The 22456-nt window shown below is 39.1% G+C and carries 21 protein-coding genes; 12 read left to right on the top strand and 9 right to left on the bottom strand.

What is annotated here, in order from left to right:
- Nucleotides 1-11: 11 nt before the first annotated feature.
- Nucleotides 12-953, bottom strand: a complete 942-nt coding sequence (locus BTO08_RS07285; protein WP_105060485.1) for a LysR family transcriptional regulator — start codon at nucleotides 951-953, stop codon at nucleotides 12-14.
- 110 nt (nucleotides 954-1063) lie between these two features.
- Here BTO08_RS07285 and BTO08_RS07280 point away from each other — a divergent pair, with 110 nt between their 5' ends.
- The gene (locus BTO08_RS07280) at nucleotides 1064-1987 is read left to right on the top strand and encodes a DMT family transporter (RefSeq protein WP_045149625.1); all 924 of its coding nucleotides are present in this window, start codon (nucleotides 1064-1066) and stop codon (nucleotides 1985-1987) included.
- Nucleotides 1988-2018: 31 nt separating this feature from the next.
- Here the strand turns inward: BTO08_RS07280 and BTO08_RS07275 are convergent, their stop codons facing one another.
- Nucleotides 2019-4022, bottom strand: coding sequence for a methyl-accepting chemotaxis protein (locus tag BTO08_RS07275; RefSeq protein WP_198038422.1), 2004 nt, complete (start codon nucleotides 4020-4022; stop codon nucleotides 2019-2021).
- A gap of 341 nt (nucleotides 4023-4363) precedes the next feature.
- Between BTO08_RS07275 and hinT the strand changes: the two genes are divergently transcribed.
- The 7 genes from hinT (at nucleotide 4364) to BTO08_RS07240 (ending at nucleotide 10063) form a co-directional block, all read left to right on the top strand.
- Nucleotides 4364-4714 (top strand): purine nucleoside phosphoramidase, encoded by a 351-nt coding sequence (gene hinT, locus BTO08_RS07270; protein ID WP_005367093.1) that lies wholly within the window; start codon nucleotides 4364-4366, stop codon nucleotides 4712-4714.
- Between the two features lie 350 nt (nucleotides 4715-5064).
- A complete protein-coding gene (locus tag BTO08_RS07265; RefSeq protein ID WP_242446246.1) occupies nucleotides 5065-5439 on the top strand; it encodes a YcfL family protein in 375 nt (124 codons plus the stop codon).
- 30 nt (nucleotides 5440-5469) lie between these two features.
- A complete protein-coding gene (gene lpoB / locus BTO08_RS07260) occupies nucleotides 5470-6060 on the top strand; it encodes a penicillin-binding protein activator LpoB (protein WP_105060483.1) in 591 nt (196 codons plus the stop codon).
- Between the two features lie 37 nt (nucleotides 6061-6097).
- On the top strand, nucleotides 6098-7009 hold the full coding sequence (locus BTO08_RS07255) for a phosphotransferase (RefSeq protein ID WP_105060482.1): 912 nt from the start codon (nucleotides 6098-6100) through the stop codon (nucleotides 7007-7009).
- 45 nt (nucleotides 7010-7054) lie between these two features.
- Nucleotides 7055-7894 (top strand): DUF6279 family lipoprotein, encoded by an 840-nt coding sequence (locus tag BTO08_RS07250; RefSeq protein WP_242446245.1) that lies wholly within the window; start codon nucleotides 7055-7057, stop codon nucleotides 7892-7894.
- Nucleotides 7895-8042: 148 nt separating this feature from the next.
- Entirely contained in the window at nucleotides 8043-8582 is a 540-nt protein-coding gene (gene ycfP, locus BTO08_RS07245; RefSeq protein ID WP_105060481.1) for an alpha/beta hydrolase YcfP, read from the top strand.
- Nucleotides 8583-8773: 191 nt separating this feature from the next.
- A complete protein-coding gene (locus BTO08_RS07240; RefSeq protein ID WP_105060480.1) occupies nucleotides 8774-10063 on the top strand; it encodes an NAD(P)/FAD-dependent oxidoreductase in 1290 nt (429 codons plus the stop codon).
- A gap of 78 nt (nucleotides 10064-10141) precedes the next feature.
- On the opposite strand, the gene BTO08_RS07235 is transcribed toward BTO08_RS07240, so the two are convergent.
- From BTO08_RS07235 to BTO08_RS07215, 5 genes are all read right to left on the bottom strand, one after another.
- Nucleotides 10142-10615: an FKBP-type peptidyl-prolyl cis-trans isomerase gene (locus BTO08_RS07235; RefSeq protein WP_005367112.1), complete on the bottom strand. Its 474-nt coding sequence runs from the start codon at nucleotides 10613-10615 to the stop codon at nucleotides 10142-10144.
- Between the two features lie 91 nt (nucleotides 10616-10706).
- Nucleotides 10707-10946, bottom strand: a complete 240-nt coding sequence (locus tag BTO08_RS07230; RefSeq protein ID WP_105060479.1) for a YecH family metal-binding protein — start codon at nucleotides 10944-10946, stop codon at nucleotides 10707-10709.
- Nucleotides 10947-11052: 106 nt separating this feature from the next.
- Entirely contained in the window at nucleotides 11053-11607 is a 555-nt protein-coding gene (locus BTO08_RS07225; protein ID WP_005367115.1) for a GNAT family N-acetyltransferase, read from the bottom strand.
- Nucleotides 11608-11687: 80 nt separating this feature from the next.
- Entirely contained in the window at nucleotides 11688-15149 is a 3462-nt protein-coding gene (gene mfd, locus BTO08_RS07220; RefSeq protein WP_105060478.1) for a transcription-repair coupling factor, read from the bottom strand.
- The gene (locus BTO08_RS07215) at nucleotides 15142-15726 is read right to left on the bottom strand and encodes a PilZ domain-containing protein (protein WP_105060477.1); all 585 of its coding nucleotides are present in this window, start codon (nucleotides 15724-15726) and stop codon (nucleotides 15142-15144) included. Before BTO08_RS07215 ends, mfd begins: the two co-directional genes overlap by 8 nt.
- Before the next feature lie 253 nt (nucleotides 15727-15979).
- Here BTO08_RS07215 and lolC point away from each other — a divergent pair, with 253 nt between their 5' ends.
- The 4 genes from lolC (at nucleotide 15980) to BTO08_RS07195 (ending at nucleotide 20348) form a co-directional block, all read left to right on the top strand.
- Complete coding sequence (gene lolC, locus BTO08_RS07210) at nucleotides 15980-17188, top strand: lipoprotein-releasing ABC transporter permease subunit LolC (RefSeq protein WP_105060476.1); 1209 nt, start codon at nucleotides 15980-15982, stop codon at nucleotides 17186-17188.
- Nucleotides 17181-17873: a lipoprotein-releasing ABC transporter ATP-binding protein LolD gene (gene lolD / locus BTO08_RS07205; RefSeq protein WP_105060475.1), complete on the top strand. Its 693-nt coding sequence runs from the start codon at nucleotides 17181-17183 to the stop codon at nucleotides 17871-17873. The genes lolC and lolD overlap by 8 nt, the downstream gene beginning before the upstream one ends.
- Nucleotides 17873-19120 carry a lipoprotein-releasing ABC transporter permease subunit LolE gene (gene lolE / locus BTO08_RS07200; RefSeq protein WP_105060474.1) on the top strand — a complete coding sequence of 416 codons (1248 nt, stop codon included), beginning with the start codon at nucleotides 17873-17875 and terminating at the stop codon, nucleotides 19118-19120. Before lolD ends, lolE begins: the two co-directional genes overlap by 1 nt.
- A gap of 688 nt (nucleotides 19121-19808) precedes the next feature.
- Entirely contained in the window at nucleotides 19809-20348 is a 540-nt protein-coding gene (locus BTO08_RS07195; RefSeq protein WP_005367125.1) for an outer membrane beta-barrel protein, read from the top strand.
- A gap of 249 nt (nucleotides 20349-20597) precedes the next feature.
- On the opposite strand, the gene BTO08_RS07190 is transcribed toward BTO08_RS07195, so the two are convergent.
- Complete coding sequence (locus BTO08_RS07190; protein WP_105060473.1) at nucleotides 20598-21266, bottom strand: DedA family protein; 669 nt, start codon at nucleotides 21264-21266, stop codon at nucleotides 20598-20600.
- 592 nt (nucleotides 21267-21858) lie between these two features.
- The gene (locus BTO08_RS07185) at nucleotides 21859-22419 is read right to left on the bottom strand and encodes an HdeD family acid-resistance protein (protein WP_105060472.1); all 561 of its coding nucleotides are present in this window, start codon (nucleotides 22417-22419) and stop codon (nucleotides 21859-21861) included.
- Between the last annotated feature and the right edge of the window lie 37 nt (nucleotides 22420-22456).

Below are 22456 nucleotides of genomic sequence, written 5' to 3'. Positions count from 1 at the left end.
CTTACAAGCAATTAATTGCAGTTGCTAAGCTTTTTTCTTAAATCAGACGAAAATCTTTCGGTAATAAAATCGATAAACACGCGTTGGCGATAAGGCATATTGATATTAGGCAGGTATTGCATGAACACAGTACCTTGGTAATTATCAAGAAGTGTCCAATCGTTAAGGACTGCAGTAAGGGCTTTTGATTGCAAAGCTTTTTGAGCGACGAATGCAGGCAATACTGCAATACCAAAGTGATTTAGTGCGGCATCTAAACGCATCTCTGTATGATTAACAATATAGCGACCATTCACCGTTACTTTCAGCTCTTCATCTTCAGATTTAAATCGCCATTGATTGTCAGTATTTGTTTCACCTAGATAGATACAATCATGCTGGGCTAATTGCTTAGGATGCGTTGGTGTACCTTTCTTTTCGAGGTAATAGGGGCTTGCACATAATACCAGATCGTTAGTGGCTAACTGTTTGGCCACTAGGTTATTTTGAGGCTCGTTGGTTAACCTAAAAACGACATCTACGTCGTGATAGAGCGGGTCTATCGGTTTGTCTGTAACTTGGATTTTTAGTTGTAGCTTTGGATAAGTGTCAACAAATTCTAGTAATAGAGGTTGAAGTACCTGACGACAAAACGCTTTCGGTGAAGCAATGGTGAGTACCCCTTCAATATCTTGCTTTTGTTTACTGGCTATATTTACTACGTCTTGGGCTTGCTGAAGGATATTTTTACCATATTGGTAAGCTTCTTGCCCTGCAATGGTGAGTGATTGGCTTCGAGTACTGCGTTTTATTAGTTGTACTTGAAGCTCTTTTTCTAGGCGGCTGATTTGCCGACTAACACCTGATGGTGTCATTCCCAATTTTTTAGCTGCATGACTGAAGCTTTCTGACTCTACAACAGTGACAAAGGCTGCAATATCAGGAAGAAGTTGAATAATTTTATTTTTGTCCATCAGTCACAAATCCTTTGCTTATTAGCGGTATTATCAATATCAAGTCAAACATATACCATTCAATCTTACAAGAACAGTGACTAAAACCGTGTAAGAAAGGATGTGTGTGAATGGAACAGGTCGAGCAGAATAAAAGTGTATTTTTGAATACATCGTTAATAGCAACAATAGGTGTGCTAGCTGCCGCTGTATTTTGGGGTACCAGTTTTGGTGTGGCAAAAGAATCCATGCTTTATACTGGTGTGTTGATGTTTTTGGTAATTCGTTTTTGTTGCACACTTTTAGTGATATTCCCCTTAGTCAGCAAGAAACTAAATAAACAGGTTTGGCTGCAATTAGCACCAACGGGAGGAATATTAAGTATTATTTATTTGGCCGAAACTTATGGTCTTAAACACACAACAGCTTCAAATGCTGCTTTTCTTATTAGCCTTTTTATTATCTTTACTCCTGCTGTTGATGCATTGTTTAATCGTCATAAACTTGCGGTTACAGATTTATTTGCCGGATGCATTGCGATTGCCGGTGTGTGGTTATTAGTAGGAGATAGCCTGAATACGGTAACGTTCAATATCGGTAATATTCTCATTTTGATCGCAGCACTGGGGCGTGCAGCTTTTGTGGTGACAACTAAAAAGAAAATGAATCAACAACATTGCGATCCTATGGTGGCAACATTTATCCAATTATCAGTGGTAACCGTTGTTTGTATTAGCCTATTGGTTTTCACTGTCCCTGTAGAACAATTCATCATCCCTAGCGCGCCAGAGTTTTGGTTGTATATTGGTTACCTAGTGATTTTTTGTACCTTGTTTGCTTTTTACTTTCAAAACTATGGGGTGAAGCATACAAGTCCAACCCAAGTTTCTTTTTTATTAGGATTAGAGCCTGTATTTGGTGGTTTGTTTGCACATTGGTGGTTAGGAGAACGATTTGAACAGCTTCAATGGGTGGGGGCGGGACTGATTGTACTGGCCGCCATGTTCATCTCAGTGAAACCTAAATTTTTCGCTAGAACAAAAAAGCCGATCTGATGATCGGCTTCATTTATTTGCTTAGCTTAAATTACAGTTTAAATTTATGAACCAGTTTATTTTGTTCAGTGGCTAAGCTATCTAACATTGTACTGGCTTCTGCCATTTCTTCCATTGCATTGTAGTTAGTATCAGCAATATGACTAATATCCTCTAAACTACGGGCAATGTCGGCAGTCGTCGTACGTTGCTCTTCCGCTGATTGTGCAATTTGACTACTCATTTGACTAATTTCAATGATAATCGCTTGGATCTCTTCCATTGCACTATTGGCATCTGATGCTTGATTAATACTGTTATCCATTTCTGTTACACAGCTTTGCATCATTTCCATCGCTTGACCTGAGCTACCTTGAAGGTTTTGGATCATCGCTTCAATCTCAGAGGTAGAGTCGGTGGTACGTTTAGCGAGAACACGTACTTCATCTGCAACAACGGCAAAGCCTCGTCCTTGATCGCCAGCACGAGCCGCTTCAATGGCAGCATTGAGTGCAAGTAGGTTAGTTTGGTCGGCAATATTACGAATAACATCCAAAATAGAGCCAATATTACTGCTCATTTGTTGAAGATCAGCAACGGCAGTTACAGAGTCATCTAAGCGAGTTGAAAGCTGATGCGCAATATTGATGTTTTTACTCATCACTTCACGACCTGTTGCTGATGCACGTTCTACCTCATGAACACGTTCCATTGTGTTCTGCGCACTTTGCGATACGTCAGTAACTGAGTGTTCCATTTCTGTCATTGCTGTTGCTACAGAAACGGTTTGCTCTCGTTGTTCATTGAGTCGCTGTTTTGCCTGTGCTGTTGTACTTTGGTTTTCTGCTGCAACTTGAGTGAGATCTTCAGATGCTTTGCTTAATTGACTTAAAATTTGTTGAAGGTTACCAGCTAACGTATTGATGTGATGACTTAATTTATTAAACTCAATGAATTGACTGCTTTCTGTACGCTGTGTCATATCACCATCAGTTAATGATTCAAGCGTTTTAAGCATAGATACAAGTGGACGGCGTACACTTCGCGCTAAATACCAACCGATAGAAATGGCTAATAAAATAACCACAATCGCAATACCCACAGCTTTGGTGACGCCTTGATTGTAAGTGTTATCAGCTGTTGCAATCGCTTGATCCATTTGATTGGTCGCTTGCTGATTAAATTGCTCAAGGATTGATAGCGCTTGGTTAACTTCTTTAGTTAGCGTGGCAATGTTGTCGTAAAGGCGCGTTTTCGCTTCAATATATTCATAGTGTTGATCAAGCACGCCGCCTTTTTTACCGATATCTAACGTGTATTGAGTAACAGATTTACCGAATGTTTCTTTTAAGCCTGAAAGTAGGGTTGTTAAGCTACGAAATGCGTTGGCAAGATGGTTTACACTGCGTTTATTCGCCTTCATTGCTGCTTTAATCTTACTGATATCGTCAGTAGCAAGGGCGTCAGAAGTAATGGTTTCTGTTTCTTTTAACTTCACAAAGAAATTTTTAGCCATCATTTTAACAGCCATATTATCTTGCTCATTAATGTATTCTTTCATACCAATGCTAAGCTCAGCTTGCAAACGCTGGAAGCGTCGTGCTGATTGTTGGCGCTCATCACCGGCTAACATTTGTGCGCGATAGTTACCCATCGCGGTTTGAGCTTCGCTAAAGTAACGTTGTTCTAATTCGGTTAGCGCTTTAATGTAAGATGTTAATTCAGGATTACTTTCAGCAATGTCTACAAGCTCTTTACGTGCAGAAGCGAAGTCTCTTGTTGCATTACGAAAGTCGGCCTCATAGGTTTTCATTGCGGCTAGATCTTGACTGGTTAAAAAGTCTTTAAAAGTTTTGTCTGCGGCAAGAAGTTTAACACTGACTTTATTTGATATAGAGACTAAAGGAAGTGCGTCTGTTGTCACTGTTGTTAACTGGTTATGGATACGGTTTGTTCCATCAAGCATTAGCACGATGGTTAAAACAAACAATGCAACCATAACCACAAAACCTGAGTACATGCGACGTATGACCGAAGTTTGGCTAGATTTCTTCATAATATCCCTATATTTAGCAAAGGGTCAGTGTCATCATAATGCTGACCTATTAGTCATAAATGTAATTTGATAATGGCTTAATCCTTTATTTCGCAATCAATGCTAAATTTGCGAATCGAATTATCAAATTAGCTCTAACCTATACTATCGTCAGTTTTGCTTGAGTCTTGATAGATAAATTTGTTTAGGGTTCAATTGTTTGATCGCTGCATCAAAAAAACACGAAAACGTGAAATTTTTTCTCTATTAAATCTTTAAAACAATGTTCAATATTGCGCAATAGAGTTGACTGACGCATACTCACTAACTAAACAAATAACAATGAGTTGATGGAGTCAGAAATGGCGGAAGAAACTATCTTCAGTAAAATTATTCGTAAAGAAATTCCAACTGATATTTTGTATCAAGATGACTTAGTCACGGCATTTCGTGATATCAATCCTCGTGCGCCAAGCCATATCCTAATTATTCCAAATAAATTGATCCCAACAGTCAATGATGTGGAAGCCGATGATGAGTTGATGATGGGGCGTATGTTTACCGTTGCTCGTAAATTAGCAGAAAAGGAAGGCGTGGCAGAAGATGGCTACCGTTTGATCGTTAATTGTAACCCTTATGGTGGTCAAGAAGTTTACCATATCCACATGCACCTATTAGGTGGACGTCCTTTAGGACCAATGCTAGTTGGCTAGTCATGGCGTGCTGATAACGTTATGTAATGGATAATAATTATCCTTAGATAGACACAAAGCTTGAGTATCTTTAATCTTCTCGCCGTATATGCGGTAAAGAGTGCGATATTCAGGCTTTTTTATTGCGGTGTATTGATTATATCTACGGCTTATCAATAACTTCATTGGTAATCGTTGTTGACTAACATTAAAATTTAACGCGTTGTTATTTGACGGTAAATACTGATATTTAGATTCGTTAGTAAGAACTTGTGGGTAATAGCACTACGCACGATCATTGGTGACTTTCTTATAATGTTACTAAGAAATTTGATTGTCACGCTAATAAGAGGCATGTAATGAAGTATGTAATGACATTATTTTTAGCATTAATTCTCACAGGGTGTAGCAGTGAACATGCTGGTATTAGTATCGAAAACAGTAATCAAAATGTCGTTATTGGTAACGCTGTTCTAGCACGTAGCTTAGTTTTTAAAGACGCCCATATAACGAAAGTTAATGGTTTAATGCAGGCTTCTGTAGAGGCAATAAATAAAGTTAACACAGATCTGAACTTGCAATACCGTTTTTATTGGTATGATGGCCAAGGTTTAGAGATCAGTGGTAGTGCTGCACCATGGCATTCCTTTGCTTTGGCTGGCAACGGTAAAGTAATATTACAAGGTGTTGCTGATAAAGCTGAAGCTACCCAATATCGTATTTACGTTCGTCGAGCAGTATACTGATTTAATATAAAATATTGTTAAGGTAAAACAATGAAAAAAAGCGTTCTTACATTATTAGCGGCATCTTCATTATTAGGTGGTTGTGCCCAAACTGTCGATTATGTGAATTCGCATTTACCTGAAACTCCATCGGTAAATTTTGGCTCTAATGATCTTGATAATACGGCATCGGACTTAACAACAAAGATGTTGTCATCACCGGCTGTCTCTTCAATTACAGCAGGCGGTAAGCATCCGATTGTGATTGTTGATAATATTCAAAACAATGCCAGTGGACATGTTGATACTAAGTCGCTTACTAACACGATTAAGTCTAAAATTTCACGTTCGGGTAAATTCAACTTAGTCGATAAGTCTCGCGTTGATGCAGTGCGTAAACAAATGAACTTTAGTGAAAATGATCGTTTTGTTAATCAAGGTACTGCGATTCAATTTGCTAAAATGACAGGTGCGCAATACATGCTGTATGGTCATGTAAGCAATACTAGCAAGTCTGAAGATGGTAAAAATGTACCTTTTTATAAAATGACCATGCGTTTGATGGATACAAACTCAGGTTCAATTGAGTGGGCTGATTCAGGTTTAGCACCTAAGAGTGAATCAGACTCTCAAGGTTGGTAATTTAGCTTAAATATCTGGTAGCAATGTTGAAATTATAATGAAAGATAACGAGAGTTTTGATCCCACATTATTGTCTCTGCTACCAGATACACAATTTCTAACAGCGAGCCCATTAGCGGGCGGTTTAACCAATCGCTGTTGGAAATTATTCCTGTATCACCCTTCGAATAATCAATCTTCCCATTACGTGTGGCGACCACTAACGAGCACAGCTCAAGCTTTTGGTATTAATCGAACGCATGAATATCAGTTATTACGTTTAATTGAACATTTTGAATTAGCGCCAAAACCCTATGCATTGTTAGACACTAATCCAAATAATAATGAACAAGTATTAATTGTAGATTGGCTTGAAGGCGAACAAGCAGATCAACGATTTACCAATCAGCAACTGTGCCAACTACAAGCGCGTATTCATGCTTTACCGCTTCCCATCCATCGATTAGATATTAAGCAACGTATTGAGCATTACTGGCAAACAATTCCTGTTGATTTAAAATCAAAACAATTAATGTCTATTTATCATTATTTTGATAACCAGAAGATTCATCATTACTTTCCTGATACCTGCTGTCATTTTGATTTAGGGCGTTACAATATTATTGTCCCTAATGACTGTGACCAATTAGTTGATGGGATGAGCGCTAAAGTTATCGATTGGGAATATGCCTGTGCAGGTGATCCTTCTCTTGATTTAACCATGACTATATTAGCTAATGCACTTAGCCCTGAAAAAGCAGTGAAAGATTATTGTTTGGCTAGAGAAGAGAAGATCACTTCGGAATCTACTGAGACATTAAAGTGGTTAGAGGCTGTTAATTACTGGCAGCCTTGGTGTGAGTACCTAGCATTACTGTGGTATTTGGTTGGTTACCAAGTTTGGCATGATGATGAATATTTACAACAAGCCAAACAGCTAGAGCTCAAGTTAAAAAGCATGGGTATATAGAGACGTTATATAAAGTGTGAAACGTTTGTACAAGGAGACGTACTGATGTTGAAAAGAATGATAAGCATAATCTTTATTTGTGTGATGTTATCTGGTTGCACATTTAAATTGGTATACAATTCATTGGATTTCTGGATTGATTATTACTTATCAGATTATCTTGATTTGGACTCTCAACAGCAGGATGCGTTAGAGCAAGGCCTTGAATCGGCACTTGTAAAGCATCGACGGCAGCAACTAGTTGTCTTTCACAAATTGATTTCTGCCTTACAAACCGATCTTAAAAAGCCTTTAACTGCGGCACAAATTGCTAATTACCATCAGCGTTTTACACAAGCAGGGGAAGCATCAGCTCTGGTTTTTGTTTCACCGATCATTGATGTTGTAAAAACAATGAGTACGTCACAAGTTACAGCCAGTGTCCAAGCGATTGAAAAAGAGATAGCAGAGCGACGTGAAGAGCGTTTATCTAAAAATCCACAGCAACGCCTTGAAGATCGCTATGATGAACTTGAAGATAAAGCCCAAGAGTGGATTGGACGTCTAACTAAGCAACAAAAACAGCTGATTTTAAACTTAGCGCAACTGCAATTACAGCAATCCACAATGTTTCAAAACATAGCAACAGATAACTTGTCACAATTAAAGACGATACTAAAACAACGTACTAATCCGAATTTTTCATCGAGTATCGAGCAACAAGTGAAAAATATTCTTTCTCTTAAAAATGCGCTTTATCAAACTCAACTCGATGAGTATTTAATCCAGCGTTTTGTCATCATGAGACAGTTAAACGAGAGTTTAAGCCCACAGCAGTTAAGTCATTTACAAGGTGAACTCACGTCACTTAGAAAAGATATCGCGACGTTAATTCAAAAGAAGTAGCACTGAACGTTTTTTATCAATGTACGTAGTTTGCAAAGAAGATCATAGTTTTCATTATTATCCTGTTAAACCATATAGAAAGTGGTAGATTTATAACGTCCTATACAAGGGCACGGATGATTTTAAACTTTAGCGAGAGGGAATTGATATGATTATTTATCTACATGGCTTTGATTCAACAAGCCCTGGTAATCATGAAAAGGTATTACAGTTACAGTTTATCGATTCTGATATCCGCTTTGTAAATTACAGTACCCTGCATCCAAAGCATGATATGCAGCATTTACTAAAAGAAGTTCATAAGTTAGTAGACGAGAATAAAGATACAACGCCACTGATCTGTGGGGTTGGGTTAGGGGGCTATTGGGCCGAAAGAATTGGTTTCTTATGTGGTATTAAACAAGTCATTTTTAACCCAAACCTTCATCCGGAAAAAAATATGGAAGGACGCATTGATCGTCCAGAAGAATATACTGACATTATGACGAAATGCGTTGAAGATTTTCGTAAAAAAAATGCAGGTAATTGTCTTTGCATACTTTCAACTAATGACGAAGTATTAGATAATCAAGCTACAAAAGATGAGCTAGATCAATTTTATGATATAGTGTGGGACGAAAATGAAACACATAAGTTTAAAAAGATCTCGCAACATCTACAAAAAATAAAAGCGTTTAAAGCGCAATAATAACGAAACATACTACCTCCTACACTTTAGACGGATCATAGATCCGTCTACCTACACATATGTGGCTTTACTGGCTTCAGATCCCTTTTTGCCTAGCAGTTTGCGTGCAAAACAGACCACAAAAAACAGTCTGCTATGCAATGAGGTATTTGTCGTTTTAAAAAATTTATAAGATTAGAGAGGAAGTGATTTTGACTCGAATTATTGTTGTTGGAGGCGGTGCTGGTGGTTTAGAGCTTGCGACAAAGCTTGGACGTACCCTTGGTCGTAAAGGCCGCGCAGAAGTTACTTTAGTGGATCGACGTGCAAGCCACTTATGGAAACCATTACTACACGAAGTAGCAACAGGTTCATTAGATGCAGGTGTTGACGCTATTAGCTATCGAGCACATGCGAAAAACCACCACTTTGATTTTCAAATGGGCTCGTTAGAAACGATAGATCGTGAAAATAAAACGATCACACTTGCTGCATTATTTGATAAGCAAAACGAGCTGTTAGTACCTGAGCGTACATTGGAATACGATATTCTTGTGTTAGCGATTGGTTCTACATCGAATGACTTTAATACTCCGGGTGTGCGTGACCACTGTATTTTCCTTGATAGCCCAGAGCAAGCACACCGTTTCCGTACTGAAATGAACAACCAATTCATGAAGTTACATGGAAACAAAGATCAAAAGACAGTTGATATCGCAATTGTTGGTGCTGGCGCTACTGGTGTTGAATTATCAGCAGAGCTTCACAATGCAGTACAAGAGTTACATAACTATGGTTTTGGTGACTTAGATAGCTCTCGTCTAAACGTAAACCTAGTTGAAGCTGGCGATCGTATTCTTCCTGCACTACCTCCGCGTATTTCTCAAGCGGCGCATAACGAGTTAACTAAGCTGGGTGTAACCGTACGTACTGGTACTATGGTAACTAAGGCTGATGAAACAGGCTTAACCACAAAAGATGGCGATCATATTCCAGCACAAATCATGGTATGGGCTGCCGGTATCAAAGCACCTGATTTCATGAAAGATATTGCAGGGCTTGAAACGAACCGTATTAATCAGTTAGTAGTTAAACCAACGCTACAAACGACCCGTGATGATAATATTTATGTGATTGGTGATTTGGCATCTTGTGTGCAGGAAGATGGTTCATTTGTTCCACCTCGTGCGCAAGCGGCACACCAAATGGCAAGTCGCTGTTTCTCAAACATTGTTGCGAAAATCACAGATCGTGAACAGAAACCGTATGTGTATAGCGATCATGGCTCATTAGTATCACTAAGCCGTTTCTCAACTGTTGGCAGCCTAATGGGTAACTTATCAAAAGGTTCAATGATGGTAGAAGGGCGCATAGCACGTATGGTGTATATCTCACTATACCGTATGCACCAAATGGCGCTACATGGCATGTTTAAAACAGGACTTATTATGTTAGTAAGCCGTATAAACCGTGTACTTCGCCCAAGTTTAAAGCTGCACTAAGTTAGTGATAGTGGTTTAAATAGTGACATAAAAAACGCCAGCATTTTTGCTGGCGTTTTTGTTTATATCTGTTTTCTATTAGTTGATTTTAAATAACTCAACATCAAAAATGAGCACTGAGCCAGGTGGAATGCTACCTGCACCGTTATTACCATAAGCTAGATTAGCTGGAATGAAGAAACGCATTTTTTCACCAACAACCATATGTTGTAAGCCTTCCGTCCAACCTTTGATCACACGGTTAAGTGGAAATGAAATTTTTTCACCACGATCGACTGAGCTATCAAACACAGTGCCATTAATTAAAGTACCGTGGTAATGCACTGTTACGCTATCTGTCGCTTTAGGGTGTTCAGTCCCTGTTCCTTTTTGTAAAACAAGGTATTGCAGACCAGAAGGCGTCGTTTGTACGCCTTCTTTTAATTTATTTTCCGCAAGAAAAGCTTCACCTTGTTTGATGTTTTCAGCAGCAACTTGCTTATTGTTGTATGAACGATAAAGGAAGAAAGCGAGTAATACGGCAACAATAACGGCAATAACAATTTTGGACACAATAGTTTCCTTACAAATGAATTTCTTGCATCTTACCACTGTGTCGTTTTTCTAACAGCATGAAACTGTAAAGAATGTTGTGCTTAATCGTTTAATGGTGACACATATTGGCAATGTTAGTCGTAACGATGCCATCTGTAATTGTCACTTTGTTCTTAGCAACAAAAAATTCTAACAATTGTTCAATCGTTAAATCTTTTAACTTACAGGTGTAAAACGTCGCATCAGCGCCGTAGCTATTCGCAATTTTTACTTTCAATGTTTCTATTGTGTACGGCTGTTGAGATTCGATCAGTAAATTAAGGATATCGTGAGCGTGATATGTATTCATCGGGGAGTTGTCCTTCAAGATTGTTTACGAATACAGCATAAGTGAAGGACATAAAGGAAATGTTGATGTGTGATAATAAAGTGTATCTTAAATGCAGCTTTTTAATTTAAGTGAATAAATCGCTTGGTACTAGCGAATAAACAAGACCATCAAGCGGTTTATTATGATAATAAATGCGATTACGCGCTTCACATTCAAATTTAGCATTGCACGCTTTTGCTGTTTTTTGGCTTGCATAATTATCGATATGCGTAATGATTTCTAAGCGCGTTAAACCCAACATTTGAAAAGCAAATTGTACGGCTGCAATATTCGCTTCAGTCGCAAACCCTTGTCGATGACAACCTGTTTTTATCCAATAGCCTAAGTTTGCACTATTGGTCATAGGAATAATCGCACTAAGAGAAACTGTCCCAATAAACGCATCATCAAAGCGACTAAAGATGGCAAATTCATAGCTAAAATCGGTTTGCCAGCTGAGTCGACTTGCACTGATCCATTCATGGGCATCATGTTGATCAAAGCTATTATCACACCATTCAAGCCATGGACTGAGTTCATTAACTGAGTCATGTACGGCTGCGAGAAAATCATTGAGATCAGCATTTTTAAATGGGCGAAGAATGAGCCGAGGAGTAGAGATTTCGAAATCAAGTTTCATAGCTATCCTGCCGAAATTGGGGAAGTATGTAAATATAAAGTACTGACCTTGCTCGGTCAGTACTTTAGAGGATGGTTTACTTACACCATGTGCTGACGAAATTGTTCAAGAAGATCTTCAAGGAACTTAATTCGCTTTTTACGATCACTTTGCTCAGCAATTATTTTCAGTTTTGTTGGGCCTTCCATTCTGAAAATATTTGGCTGGGTTTGCAGTAAACCAACAAGGAAGGTTGGATTGATTGCTGCATTTTGATCAAATTCGAAATAGCCGCCTTTTTCACCGTTCTCGATTTTCTTAATACCAAGCGTTGCTGCTTTAAGTTTGACACTGTTTACTGTCAGTAAGTTCGATGCCGCTTCTGGTAATAAGCCAAATCGGTCAATTAGCTCGACTTTAATTTCGTTTATCTCGTTGTCATCACTAGTACTTGCGATGCGCTTGTAAAGTGATAAACGGGTATTAATATCAGGGATGTAGTCATCAGGTAGTAATGCTGGAATACGTAACTCAACTTCTGTTTGCTGTTTAAGTAGATCATCTAACGAAGGCTCTTTACCTTCTTTTAGGGCTTCAACGGCTTGTTCTAACATTTCCATAAAGAGGCTAAAGCCAACCGACTGAATTTGACCACTCTGTTCGTCACCAAGTAATTCACCAGCACCACGAATCTCTAAATCATGGGTTGCTAACGTAAAGCCTGCACCAAGATCTTCAAGAGAAGAAATGGCTTCAAGGCGTTTCACCGCATCTTTCGTCATACGCTTTGGATGTGGTGTTAATAGATAAGCATAAGCTTGGTGGTGAGAACGACCAACACGACCACGTAATTGGTGTAACTGAGCCAAGCCAAGATTATCTGCACGATCCATAATAATGGTATTAGCAGTAGGGACATCGATACCAGTTTCAATAATAGTGGTACACACTAGTACATTAAAACGCTGGTGGTAAAAATCGCCCATGATCTTTTCGAGTTCACGCTCGCGCATTTGCCCGTGAGCAAAGGTAATACGGGCTTCAGGGATCAATTTTGCTAAATCTTCGGTCGTTTTTTCAATGCTATCGACTTCGTTATGCAGGAAGTAAACCTGACCACCACGGCTGATTTCACGTAGCACTGCTTCACGAATAACGGCATCATCGGATTGGCGAACAAATGTTTTGATCGCTAAACGACGAGCCGGTGGCGTGGCGATAATCGAAAGATCGCGCATCCCACTCATTGCCATGTTTAATGTACGAGGAATCGGTGTTGCCGTTAAGGTTAAGATATCGACATTGGCACGAATCGCTTTGATTTTCTCTTTCTGACGAACACCAAAACGGTGCTCTTCATCGACAATCAATAAGCCTAAATCATGGTAGTTCACACTGCTGTTTAGTAGCTTATGAGTACCAATTAAGATGTCGATTTTACCTTCTTCGACATCCGCTAAAATTTGTTTTTGCTCTTTTGCTGTTTTAAATCGAGATAATACCTCGACACGCACTGGCGTATTTGCAAAACGGTCACGGAAGTTTTCAAAGTGTTGTTGTGCCAATAGGGTAGTTGGCACTAACACTGTAACCTGTTTGTTATTATCAACGGCCACAAATGCAGCACGCATGGCGACTTCCGTTTTACCAAAGCCCACATCACCACAAACAAGGCGATCCATAACCTTGGTTTGACACATATCAGACAGAACTGCGTTAATTGCTAAGGCTTGATCGTAGGTTTCTTCATATGGGAAACCTGCGCTGAATTCAGCGTACGCCTCACGATCTAGGGTAAATTTAACGCCTGGTTTTAATTCACGTTTAGCGTAAACATCCAGTAATTCAGCCGCCACATCACGTACTTTCTCTGCAGCTTTTCGGCGAGCTTTAGACCATGTTTCACCACCTAATTTATGAATAGGTGCGGTATCTTCAGCGCCACCAGAGTAACTGCTAATTAAATGTAGTGATGCAACAGGAACATAGAGTTTAGCGCCACCTTGATATTCAAGTGTCACATACTCGGTTTTAATACCGCCCGCTTCAAGGGTTTGTAAACCTTGGTAACGTCCTATGCCGTGATCAATGTGAACGACAGGTTGCCCCACTTGCAGTTCAGCAAGGTTACGGATGATCGTATCGGCATTGACCGTGGTTTTTTTATCGTCGCGGCGACGACGTTGAACAATACGTTCACCAAGTAAGTCACTTTCACACAAGAACGCAACAGCAGGATCATCAAGAATAAAGCCATTTTCAGCCGAGCCGATAACAAGGCTATGTTTAGTCGGGTTATCAAGGGCTTCATCTAAGGTTTTACAAACCAATGGACGAACTTTGATCCGTGCTAATAGATCTAGCAGTGCTTCTCGACGGCCTTCAGAGGCAACAGAGAAAATGACTTTGCCTTGGAATTGCTCATCAAAGCGTCTTAGTTCAGCAAACGGCTCTTTAAGTTGATGATTAATTGTGATGTTTGGTACGGGTTTTAATTCAGGATTAAAACGGCCAGCTTTTTGGCTATCGACAGGCTCAGACTGAATACGAACGCGAGGCAGGTTCTTAAAGCCTGTGAACATTTCATCTTTTGTTAGCCATAGTTCTTTAGGTTCAAGTAAAGGACGTAATGGATCAACACGACGTTGATCGTAACGGTATTCAGCATCGGCTAAAAAGCTATCAACGGCAGGCTCTAAATCACCTAACGTGATAAGTAAAGACGTGTCAGGTAAGTAATCAAATAAGGTTTCTGTTTTATCAAAAAACAGTGGTTGCCAGTATTCAATACCTGCAGGCCATGTGCGTTTGCTGACTTGTTGATAAATAGATTCTGGTTCACGACGAGCTTCAAAACGTTCACGCCAGCGCATGCGGAAGTTTTCTACTGCGATATCATCAGTTGGGAACTCATGCGCAGGTAATAAATCGATACTATCAATTTCACCGGTAGAACGTTGGTTATCTGGATCAAATTGACGAATAGAGTCGACTTCATCGTCAAAAAAATCGATACGATAAGGAGATTGACTACCCATTGGGAACAAATCAAGCAGCGAGCCTCGGCTGGCATACTCGCCATGCTCCATCACTTGATCGACATGGCGATAACCAGATACTTCAAGCTGTAAGCGCAGTTTTTCAAGTGACATTCGATCGCCAGCTTTTACGATTAAAGCATGCTGGTGGATGAATTCTCTTGGGGTTTGACGCTGAAGTAAGGTACTGATCGGAACCAGAATAATGCCAGATTTTTGGCTTGGCATTTTGTATAAACGCGCTAAACGTTCAGAAATAATATCTTGGTGTGGAGAGAAATTATCATAAGGCAGGGTTTCCCAATCTGGAAAAACGTTCACCTCAACATCGCAAAATTGCGTGATTTCTGGCTGAAGTTTTAAGGCTGTTTGGGTATCAGGAACCACTGCAAGAACAGGGCCTTTGTGTGATGCTGCAACTTCTGCAAAAGACAGTGCAAGGGCTGCACCCTTGATATTACCGATATAACGGTTATCCCCAGCCTTACTAGGTAAGGGTATAGAAAGTAAGTGTTTATTATTCATCGTTATTATTTAATTGTCGTTGTTGAGCACGTTGGCGTAAAAGTTTTTGCTGGCTATATAAAGCGGCGCGGATCAGCAAATCTCGATCATCTTCAAGCAAACGGGTATAACGCAATTTAATGATAAATTGCTCATCGCTAGCAATACTTTCGGTGACTTCAGCGTAGCAAAAAATAGCAGCGGCTGGGTAATCTAAAAACAGTTTCACTCTAACATTAGTGCCAACCTGATAGGAAGATGAACTGGTAAAACTAAGGTTACTTGCGCCAAAAGTTAAGGTAGTAAAACGATAGGTAGGATCATCTTGCTGCGATAAGACATAAGACAGTAATAGATTAATTTTACTGTTTTGTGCTGCAAGGTAATCCGTTAATGCTTGTGTTTCATTTTTATTGAAACTGGCGAATAAACGATCGGCATTATCTTCTAACGTCGAACACTCGCTGGCAATACGAAATAAAGGCGGAATTTCGGCATTGAAATCTTGTTCGTCAGGTACGCTTTCATTAGATGATAAACGTTCAACGTTAATAGTAAGCCCTAGCTGGACTGAAAAATACTCATCTTGTTGTGTCATAACGCACTCACTGTGAATAAATCCTATTTCAAACTAATAATAGGAGCGGATGTCATAACTTACAGCCACAGCATATAAAGCTTGATTTAATTGAACTGATTATTACTTAGCAATCATACTAGAGCAAGAAAAGCGGCGTAAGTGTTTATCATTTAGTCACTGAATTTACATTACATTTACCATGTCGGATGGTAATTGATGATGTGAACGAGTATTCTTTACCAACCTAATAAAGGAGTGGTTTCTCAATCCTATGTTTCATCCAGTTTCTTTTTTTATTGGCTTACGTTATTTACGTGGTCGATCAGGCGATCGTTTTAGTCGCTTTGTCTCTTATATGTCTACAGCCGGTATTACTATTGGTGTAATAGCGTTAATTACCGTTATGTCTGTGATGAACGGCTTTGAAGATCAGCTAAAAGGTCGAATTTTAGGTGTTCTACCGCAAGCCGTCGTATCGAGCGCAGATGGACGAGTACCGTTATCAGAAAACGCACCTGAAGTGTTAAAAAAATTGCCACATGTGACAGATGTAACGGCGATCACACGCGGTGAAGCGATTATTCAAAGCGCAAACTCAATTTCCGCTGGCACGATGATTGGTATTGAACCTAATCAATATGATCCCATCTCACGTCATATGATGGTGGGGCGCTTAAGTGATCTTACTCCTGGAAGTTTTAAAGTTGTTATTGGCCAAGCGTTGGCCGTTGAACTAGGTGTTCAACCTGGCGATAAAATTCGTTTAATGGTGACCAGTGCAAGTCAATTTACGCCAATTGGTCGTATGCCGAGCCAACGAAAGTTTGAAGTTTCAGGTATTTATGACACTGGCTCTGATGTTGATAAACAATTGGTATACACCAATATTTCAGATGCAGGACGTTTGTTACGCTATAAGCAGGATCAAATGACAGGTTGGCGTTTATACCTTGATGATCCATTCGTTGTTCCTGAATTAGCTAAATTGAAATTACCTAATGATTGGACGTGGTCTGATTGGCGCGAGCAGCGCGGTGAACTTTTCCAAGCTGTAAAAATGGAAAAGAATATGATGGGCTTGATGCTTGGTTTGATCATTGGTGTGGCGGCTTTTAACATCATTTCTGCTTTAGTGATGGTGGTGATGGAGAAACAATCAGAAGTTGCAATATTAAAAACCCAAGGTATGACTCACCGCCAAGTCTTGACGATTTTTATTGTTCAAGGTGCAAGTAGTGGTGTTATCGGTGCATTATTAGGTGGTTTGCTCGGCGCGTTAGTCGCGCATTATCTCAATACCATTATCTCTGTGTTGGGTGTTGATTTAGCATCGATCGGTGGCACATTACCAACCTTGATTGAACCGATGCAAATTATGTTTGTTATTTTAGGCGCTATAAGCTTGAGTTTATTAGCGACTGTTTTTCCTTCTTATCGTGCGGCCGCTGTCCGTCCTGCTGAGGCTCTTCGTTATGAATAATGCGTTGTTATCTTGTCACCAACTTTGTAAAACCTATAAAGAAGGGCAGTTTGAGACTGAAGTTTTAAAGCAAGTTGATTTAGAAATTGCTGACAATGAGTTGGTTGCTATCGTAGGATCATCTGGCTCAGGAAAAAGTACACTGTTGCACATTTTAGGGGCATTAGATGAACCTACTGATGGGGAAGTGTTCTTTAAAGGGCAGCGCTTAGATATTTTAAGTGCGAACAAACAAGCGAAAATTCGTAATCAAGAAATTGGCTTTGTATACCAGTTTCACCACTTACTTGCAGACTTCACTGCCGTTGAAAATGTCGCTATGCCGTTGTTAATTGGTGGTAAAAGTGTAAGTCAAGCGCGGACATGTGCACAAGATATGCTGTCTTTAGTGGGTCTTAGTCATCGTTATGAGCACCGCCCTTCAGAATTGAGTGGTGGTGAACGCCAACGTGTCGCCATTGCGCGTGCTTTGGTAAACAATCCTTCTATTGTTTTAGCTGATGAACCTACGGGTAATCTTGATCATAAAACAGCATTAGAAATTTATGACTTGATGCGTAAATTAAATGCAGAATCAGGTACCGCATTTTTAGTCGTTACCCATGATAGTGCATTAGCGGCAAAGCTCGACCGTTGTATGCATATGCAAGATGGCGTGTTATCTCAAGTCGTTGTGGAGGCTTAATGTTTCGCCCTCTTTCTCTATATATAGGTAGTCGTTTTAATCGTTCGAAAAAACGTAACCGAATGGTGTCATTTATTTCAATGTCATCCATGTTAGGTATTGCCGTCGGTGTTGCGGTGATCATTGTTGGCTTGTCAGCAATGAATGGTTTTGAACGTGAACTACAAAGCCGTGTGTTATCTGTGATCCCACAAGGTGAATTACAGGCGGTAGAGCCTCCTTTAAATAATTGGCAACCGTTAGTTAAACAAATAGAAAAACATCCAGATGTGACAGCGGCTGCGCCTTATGTTGAATTTACAGCATTACTTGAAAAAGGCACAAAGCTAAAAGCTGTCGGTGTTCGAGGTGTTAATCCTCAAGAGCAACTTAAAGTAAGTGAATTACCGCGCTATGTTTTAAATGATGCGTGGAGCAAATTTACCGCAGGTAAAAAAGAAGTCATTTTAGGTCAAGGTGTTGCGAAAAGTCTTAACGTGAAAGTGGGGGATTGGTTAACCGCAATGATCCCTAATGCTGACCCCGAAATGACCCAGCTTCGGGCTCCTCATCGAATTCGATTACAAGTGTCAGGTATTTTAGCGCTTGGGGGAGAAATTGATCATAAACTGGCGATAGTGCCATTGGCTGATGCACAAAAGTACATGGATATGGGGCAAGGTGTCTCTGGTATTCAAATTAATGTAGACAAAGTCCTAGAAGCGCAGCGTATTGTTAAAGAGGTGGGTAATACGCTTCCCGTCTATGTTTATCTGAAAAGTTGGACACAACAATACGGCTACATGTACCGTGATATTCAGTTAGTTCGTACGATTATGTATTTAGTCATGGTATTGGTTATCGGGGTTGCGTGTTTCAACATCGTTTCAACTTTGATGATGGCTGTGAAAGATCGAGCTTCTGATATCGCGATATTAAGAACCATGGGTGCAAGTGATCGCTTAGTGAAATCCATCTTTATTTGGCATGGCGTATTATCTGGTGTGTTAGGTAGCGTGATGGGGTCAATATTTGGTTGTTTATTAGCTGTTAACTTAACTCATATAGTTCGAGTAATAGAAAAGATAATTGGTCACCGGTTCTTATCGGGAGATATTTATTTTATTGATTTCCTACCAACTCAGTTAGCTTATAAAGACGTGTTAATTGTATCTATAACAGCAATTATACTCAGCCTTGTAGCTACTTGGTATCCAGCTCGTCGGGCAAGTAGTTTGCAACCTGCCAGAGTGCTAAGTGCTAAATAGGCTTATTGCACTATCTTTATTAAACGGAGCCACATTGGCTCCGTTTTTGTATCTATAGATTAAGCTACACATATTCTTCTAGTGTTAACATTTCGCTTTTCAATGAAGTGTATTTGCGACTGTTGAATCATAATAACTGGAAGTATTGTCATTATTGATATGTGTTTAAGCGATCTTGTTATCTTATTAATAGAGAAAAGTTGCTGTCAGTATTCGATTTAACTTAGCGGGTTGGTTAATGAAAAATAGATGAAGTGTCCTACGTGATAAAGATAAAGAACAAAAAACATACTGATAAAATGTTCTTACTTGAGTTTTAGTGGTGATTATTTGGACGATAAATAAATAATATTCACAATGTTTTGTTTTTTGTGAATTTTATTTTTATTTTATTTTTCATAATGCTTTTTTATTTACCGTTTTGTTGTTTTTTTATTCGCTTTTTTTGTCATCTACTGAAAAATTAAACCTTTTTACTTATAAATTGTGAATGGTGTTCATTTGAAAATTAATTAAGTTGTTTCATTTAACATGCATGAAACTGCGTGCTAATTTTGTCGCCACTGATTTATGGATACAAGTTGTCGTATACGGATTGTTACTTCTCTATTTAAATAACGTAACGTTGTAAATGGATTTCATTTAAGTAGGTAACTTGTTTAAAAAGTAAAAACATTTAGGAAAAACAATGAAAAAGAATGCACTAAGCCTTCTAGTGGCACTATCTGTATTAGCTCCTGTAGCAGCACAAGCAGCCGTTCAACTACCAGCTGGTACTCAAGAAATCGGTGTACAAGGTAACGCTAAACTAGGTAGTGGTTGGCACGCTGATATTAACGGTACTTACGGTACTTTCGTTAAAGATAACTGGGAAGTAGGTGGTACTGCGACTGTTCGTGCTCAAGACGCTAATGACGAACTTAGCGGTCAGCTAGGTGTATTCACAGAGTACAACTTCGTGAACTCTACTAACTGGGTTCCTTACGTAGGTGCTGCTGCTGAAGTTGGCGGTCTATCTCTAAGCAACGAAGGTTCTGACAGCAACTGGGGCGCAAATGCTAAGTTCTCTGCTGGTGTTAAATACTTTATTAACCCTAACGTTGCTATCACTTCTGAAGTTAACTACAGCATCGCAACTGATAAGATCTTCTCTGGTGATTCTTACTCAAGCGAGCAAGCTAAGAACAGCCTAACTAATATCGTATTCGGTACTCGTTTCTACTTCTAAGTTTAAACACAATTACGATGTAATAAAAACCCGCTTTGAGCGGGTTTTTTTGTAGTTAAAATTCAGTGAATAAGTCGAACAAAGGCTCCATTAATCCAATAAAGTTGAAGCGTGTAAGGATGATATATATAACGTTGTAGAAGGTAGAAGGTAGAAGGTAGAAGGAGAAGATAAATGGTATGCCGCATTAAAAGCAAGTCTGCTTAACGTATCGCATTAAGCGTGATCTATAAGCAGACTTTTCAGTTATTAAGGTAGTGCTTTAGACTTTTTAAATCGTTTTAAAAGCCAAGTACTTGATAAGCTGACAATAGCAATAGCGAGAGTAACAAATGGTGCAACCATCAATACCATTGTTGCTACTTTGGCTATTTTTTCTGGAAGAAGTGTTAATAAATAACCTAACCCTGTTAATAGTAATACCCAAGCTGTGGCACTTAACCAAGCAAAACGGAAAAAGTGAGCCTGATTTTTAATCCTAAATCCCATCATTAAAGGTAATAAAGGGCGGACAACAGGAATAAATCGTGCGGTAAACAATGCAACAATACCATGACGAATAAGTAAATTATCCACCGTCTTCATTCGATGAGGTGGCACCATATTCACCCAGCCTTTTACTTTTGGCAAATGATCCAGCCAGCGACCTTGCAAATAAGCCAGCCAACTACCGATGGCAGATGCCACTATTAGTAAGAAGACAATCAATTTAAAATCGATGATCCCCATCGCACCTAATGTACCTGCAAGTATCACGATGCTATCACAAGGTAGGGGGGCTGCCGGTAAAAATGCACTTTCTAACCAAATGACAAATGTTACACAAACATAAATCATCACCATGCTTTCTGGGTTTTGTAATGCCACAAAATCTTGATGCCAGAGCGCAGAAAAAATAGATACAAATGAATCAAGCATCTATGTGTCCTTGTAATAAAAGTAGAAAATAAAAAGTCGGTTGATGTTAGTGAAACAGCGGCTCCCGACTATGTGTAAAACGAAATTGAAAATTGGCTAGAGGTAAAAGTTTTTTCCGTTTTAAACAAAATTTTTCTATAGGTATCAATATGTAAGATAGTAAAACATTACTCTTTTGTTGTAACAAAGCAAGCAAATGATCACGTTGATGAGACAACGAAGAGATCACCAGTTTAGGTAATGAAAGTAAAACACGATGGCGCTGTGTTGAAGATATAAAAGTAGGGTCAACAGACGTTATTGGTGCCGTTTGTATAAGGTATTGGTTTGTATTTATGGCACTTGCTGTTGCAGATGCACAGTGATGAAAGAAAGCGCAACTAAGCAATAATGAGAAAACGTATAATCGTTGAATACACGGCATTGCTATATCTTAATTAAAGTAATCTGCGGCGTTATTAGTACTGAAATTACAACTAAAAAGCAAACGCTTAGTTGTATACAAATATTGCAAATACTTTACGGTAACTGAATTTAAAAAAGCCTCAATATCAAAAATATTGAGGCTTTTTATCTAGGTTCTATTTTTATGTTATTTATTTTGAATCACTTTTTTCATTTGGGTACCAATGAAAATGAAGCTGAAACCTTCAAATAGTAGCGATACACCAACAAAAATACCCAGTAATGACATAGAGAATTCTGGATTATTCATCAGAGTAAAGAAATAGACACCAATAGCGGTCGAAACCAAACCGCTAATTACAATCCAGCGCCAACCTGCAAGGTGTTTACGACTATTAAAGCCAAACAGCATACGAGTAACACCGTTGAAAATCATTGTAGCAATCATTAATACGGTAATAGTGACTAAGCCAACAAAAGGCTGACTTAGAATAAATAAGCCACCAATTAAATAGAATAGTGCGCTAATAACGTACCAAATTTTAGTTTTCCAATCATGAATACTAAAGGTGTGATAGACCTGTACTAGACCAATCACAAGGAAAATAGTCCCTACTATTGTTGTGATTGTCATGCCCGCTGCAATAGGTAAGCTAATTGCAAACACGCCAGCTAATGCGACAATAACACCAACAATAATAAACCATTTCCAGCCTTTGCTAAGCATTGAACTCACTGGGTTATCCATAATAAGCACCTTAAAAGTAAAAATGTGTGATTTAAAT

Source organism: Photobacterium angustum (assembly GCF_002954615.1).
Lineage (GTDB): Bacteria > Pseudomonadota > Gammaproteobacteria > Enterobacterales > Vibrionaceae > Photobacterium > Photobacterium angustum_A.
The sequence above is the reverse complement of the archived record's forward strand: the minus strand, read 5'-3'. Positions and strand labels throughout refer to the sequence as shown.

Bases quoted from the DNA above. Each gene is read 5' to 3' on its own strand.
- BTO08_RS07285 (WP_105060485.1), bottom strand. From the start codon at position 953: ATGGACAAAAATAAAATTATTCAACTTCTTCCTGATATTGCAGCCTTT.
- lpoB (WP_105060483.1), top strand. From the start codon at position 5,470: ATGAAAAAAAGCGTTCTTACATTATTAGCGGCATCTTCATTATTAGGT.
- BTO08_RS07255 (WP_105060482.1), top strand. From the start codon at position 6,098: ATGAAAGATAACGAGAGTTTTGATCCCACATTATTGTCTCTGCTACCA.
- lolC (WP_105060476.1), top strand. From the start codon at position 15,980: ATGTTTCATCCAGTTTCTTTTTTTATTGGCTTACGTTATTTACGTGGT.
- BTO08_RS07185 (WP_105060472.1), bottom strand. From the start codon at position 22,419: ATGGATAACCCAGTGAGTTCAATGCTTAGCAAAGGCTGGAAATGGTTT.
- BTO08_RS07225 (WP_005367115.1), bottom strand. From the start codon at position 11,607: ATGAAACTTGATTTCGAAATCTCTACTCCTCGGCTCATTCTTCGCCCA.
- BTO08_RS07275 (WP_198038422.1), bottom strand. From the start codon at position 4,022: ATGAAGAAATCTAGCCAAACTTCGGTCATACGTCGCATGTACTCAGGT.
- mfd (WP_105060478.1), bottom strand. From the start codon at position 15,149: ATGAATAATAAACACTTACTTTCTATACCCTTACCTAGTAAGGCTGGG.
- lolD (WP_105060475.1), top strand. From the start codon at position 17,181: ATGAATAATGCGTTGTTATCTTGTCACCAACTTTGTAAAACCTATAAA.
- BTO08_RS07265 (WP_242446246.1), top strand. From the start codon at position 5,065: ATGACATTATTTTTAGCATTAATTCTCACAGGGTGTAGCAGTGAACAT.
- ycfP (WP_105060481.1), top strand. From the start codon at position 8,043: ATGATTATTTATCTACATGGCTTTGATTCAACAAGCCCTGGTAATCAT.
- BTO08_RS07250 (WP_242446245.1), top strand. From the start codon at position 7,055: ATGTTGAAAAGAATGATAAGCATAATCTTTATTTGTGTGATGTTATCT.
- BTO08_RS07195 (WP_005367125.1), top strand. From the start codon at position 19,809: ATGAAAAAGAATGCACTAAGCCTTCTAGTGGCACTATCTGTATTAGCT.
- hinT (WP_005367093.1), top strand. From the start codon at position 4,364: ATGGCGGAAGAAACTATCTTCAGTAAAATTATTCGTAAAGAAATTCCA.
- BTO08_RS07280 (WP_045149625.1), top strand. From the start codon at position 1,064: ATGGAACAGGTCGAGCAGAATAAAAGTGTATTTTTGAATACATCGTTA.
- BTO08_RS07190 (WP_105060473.1), bottom strand. From the start codon at position 21,266: ATGCTTGATTCATTTGTATCTATTTTTTCTGCGCTCTGGCATCAAGAT.
- BTO08_RS07215 (WP_105060477.1), bottom strand. From the start codon at position 15,726: ATGACACAACAAGATGAGTATTTTTCAGTCCAGCTAGGGCTTACTATT.
- lolE (WP_105060474.1), top strand. From the start codon at position 17,873: ATGTTTCGCCCTCTTTCTCTATATATAGGTAGTCGTTTTAATCGTTCG.
- BTO08_RS07230 (WP_105060479.1), bottom strand. From the start codon at position 10,946: ATGAATACATATCACGCTCACGATATCCTTAATTTACTGATCGAATCT.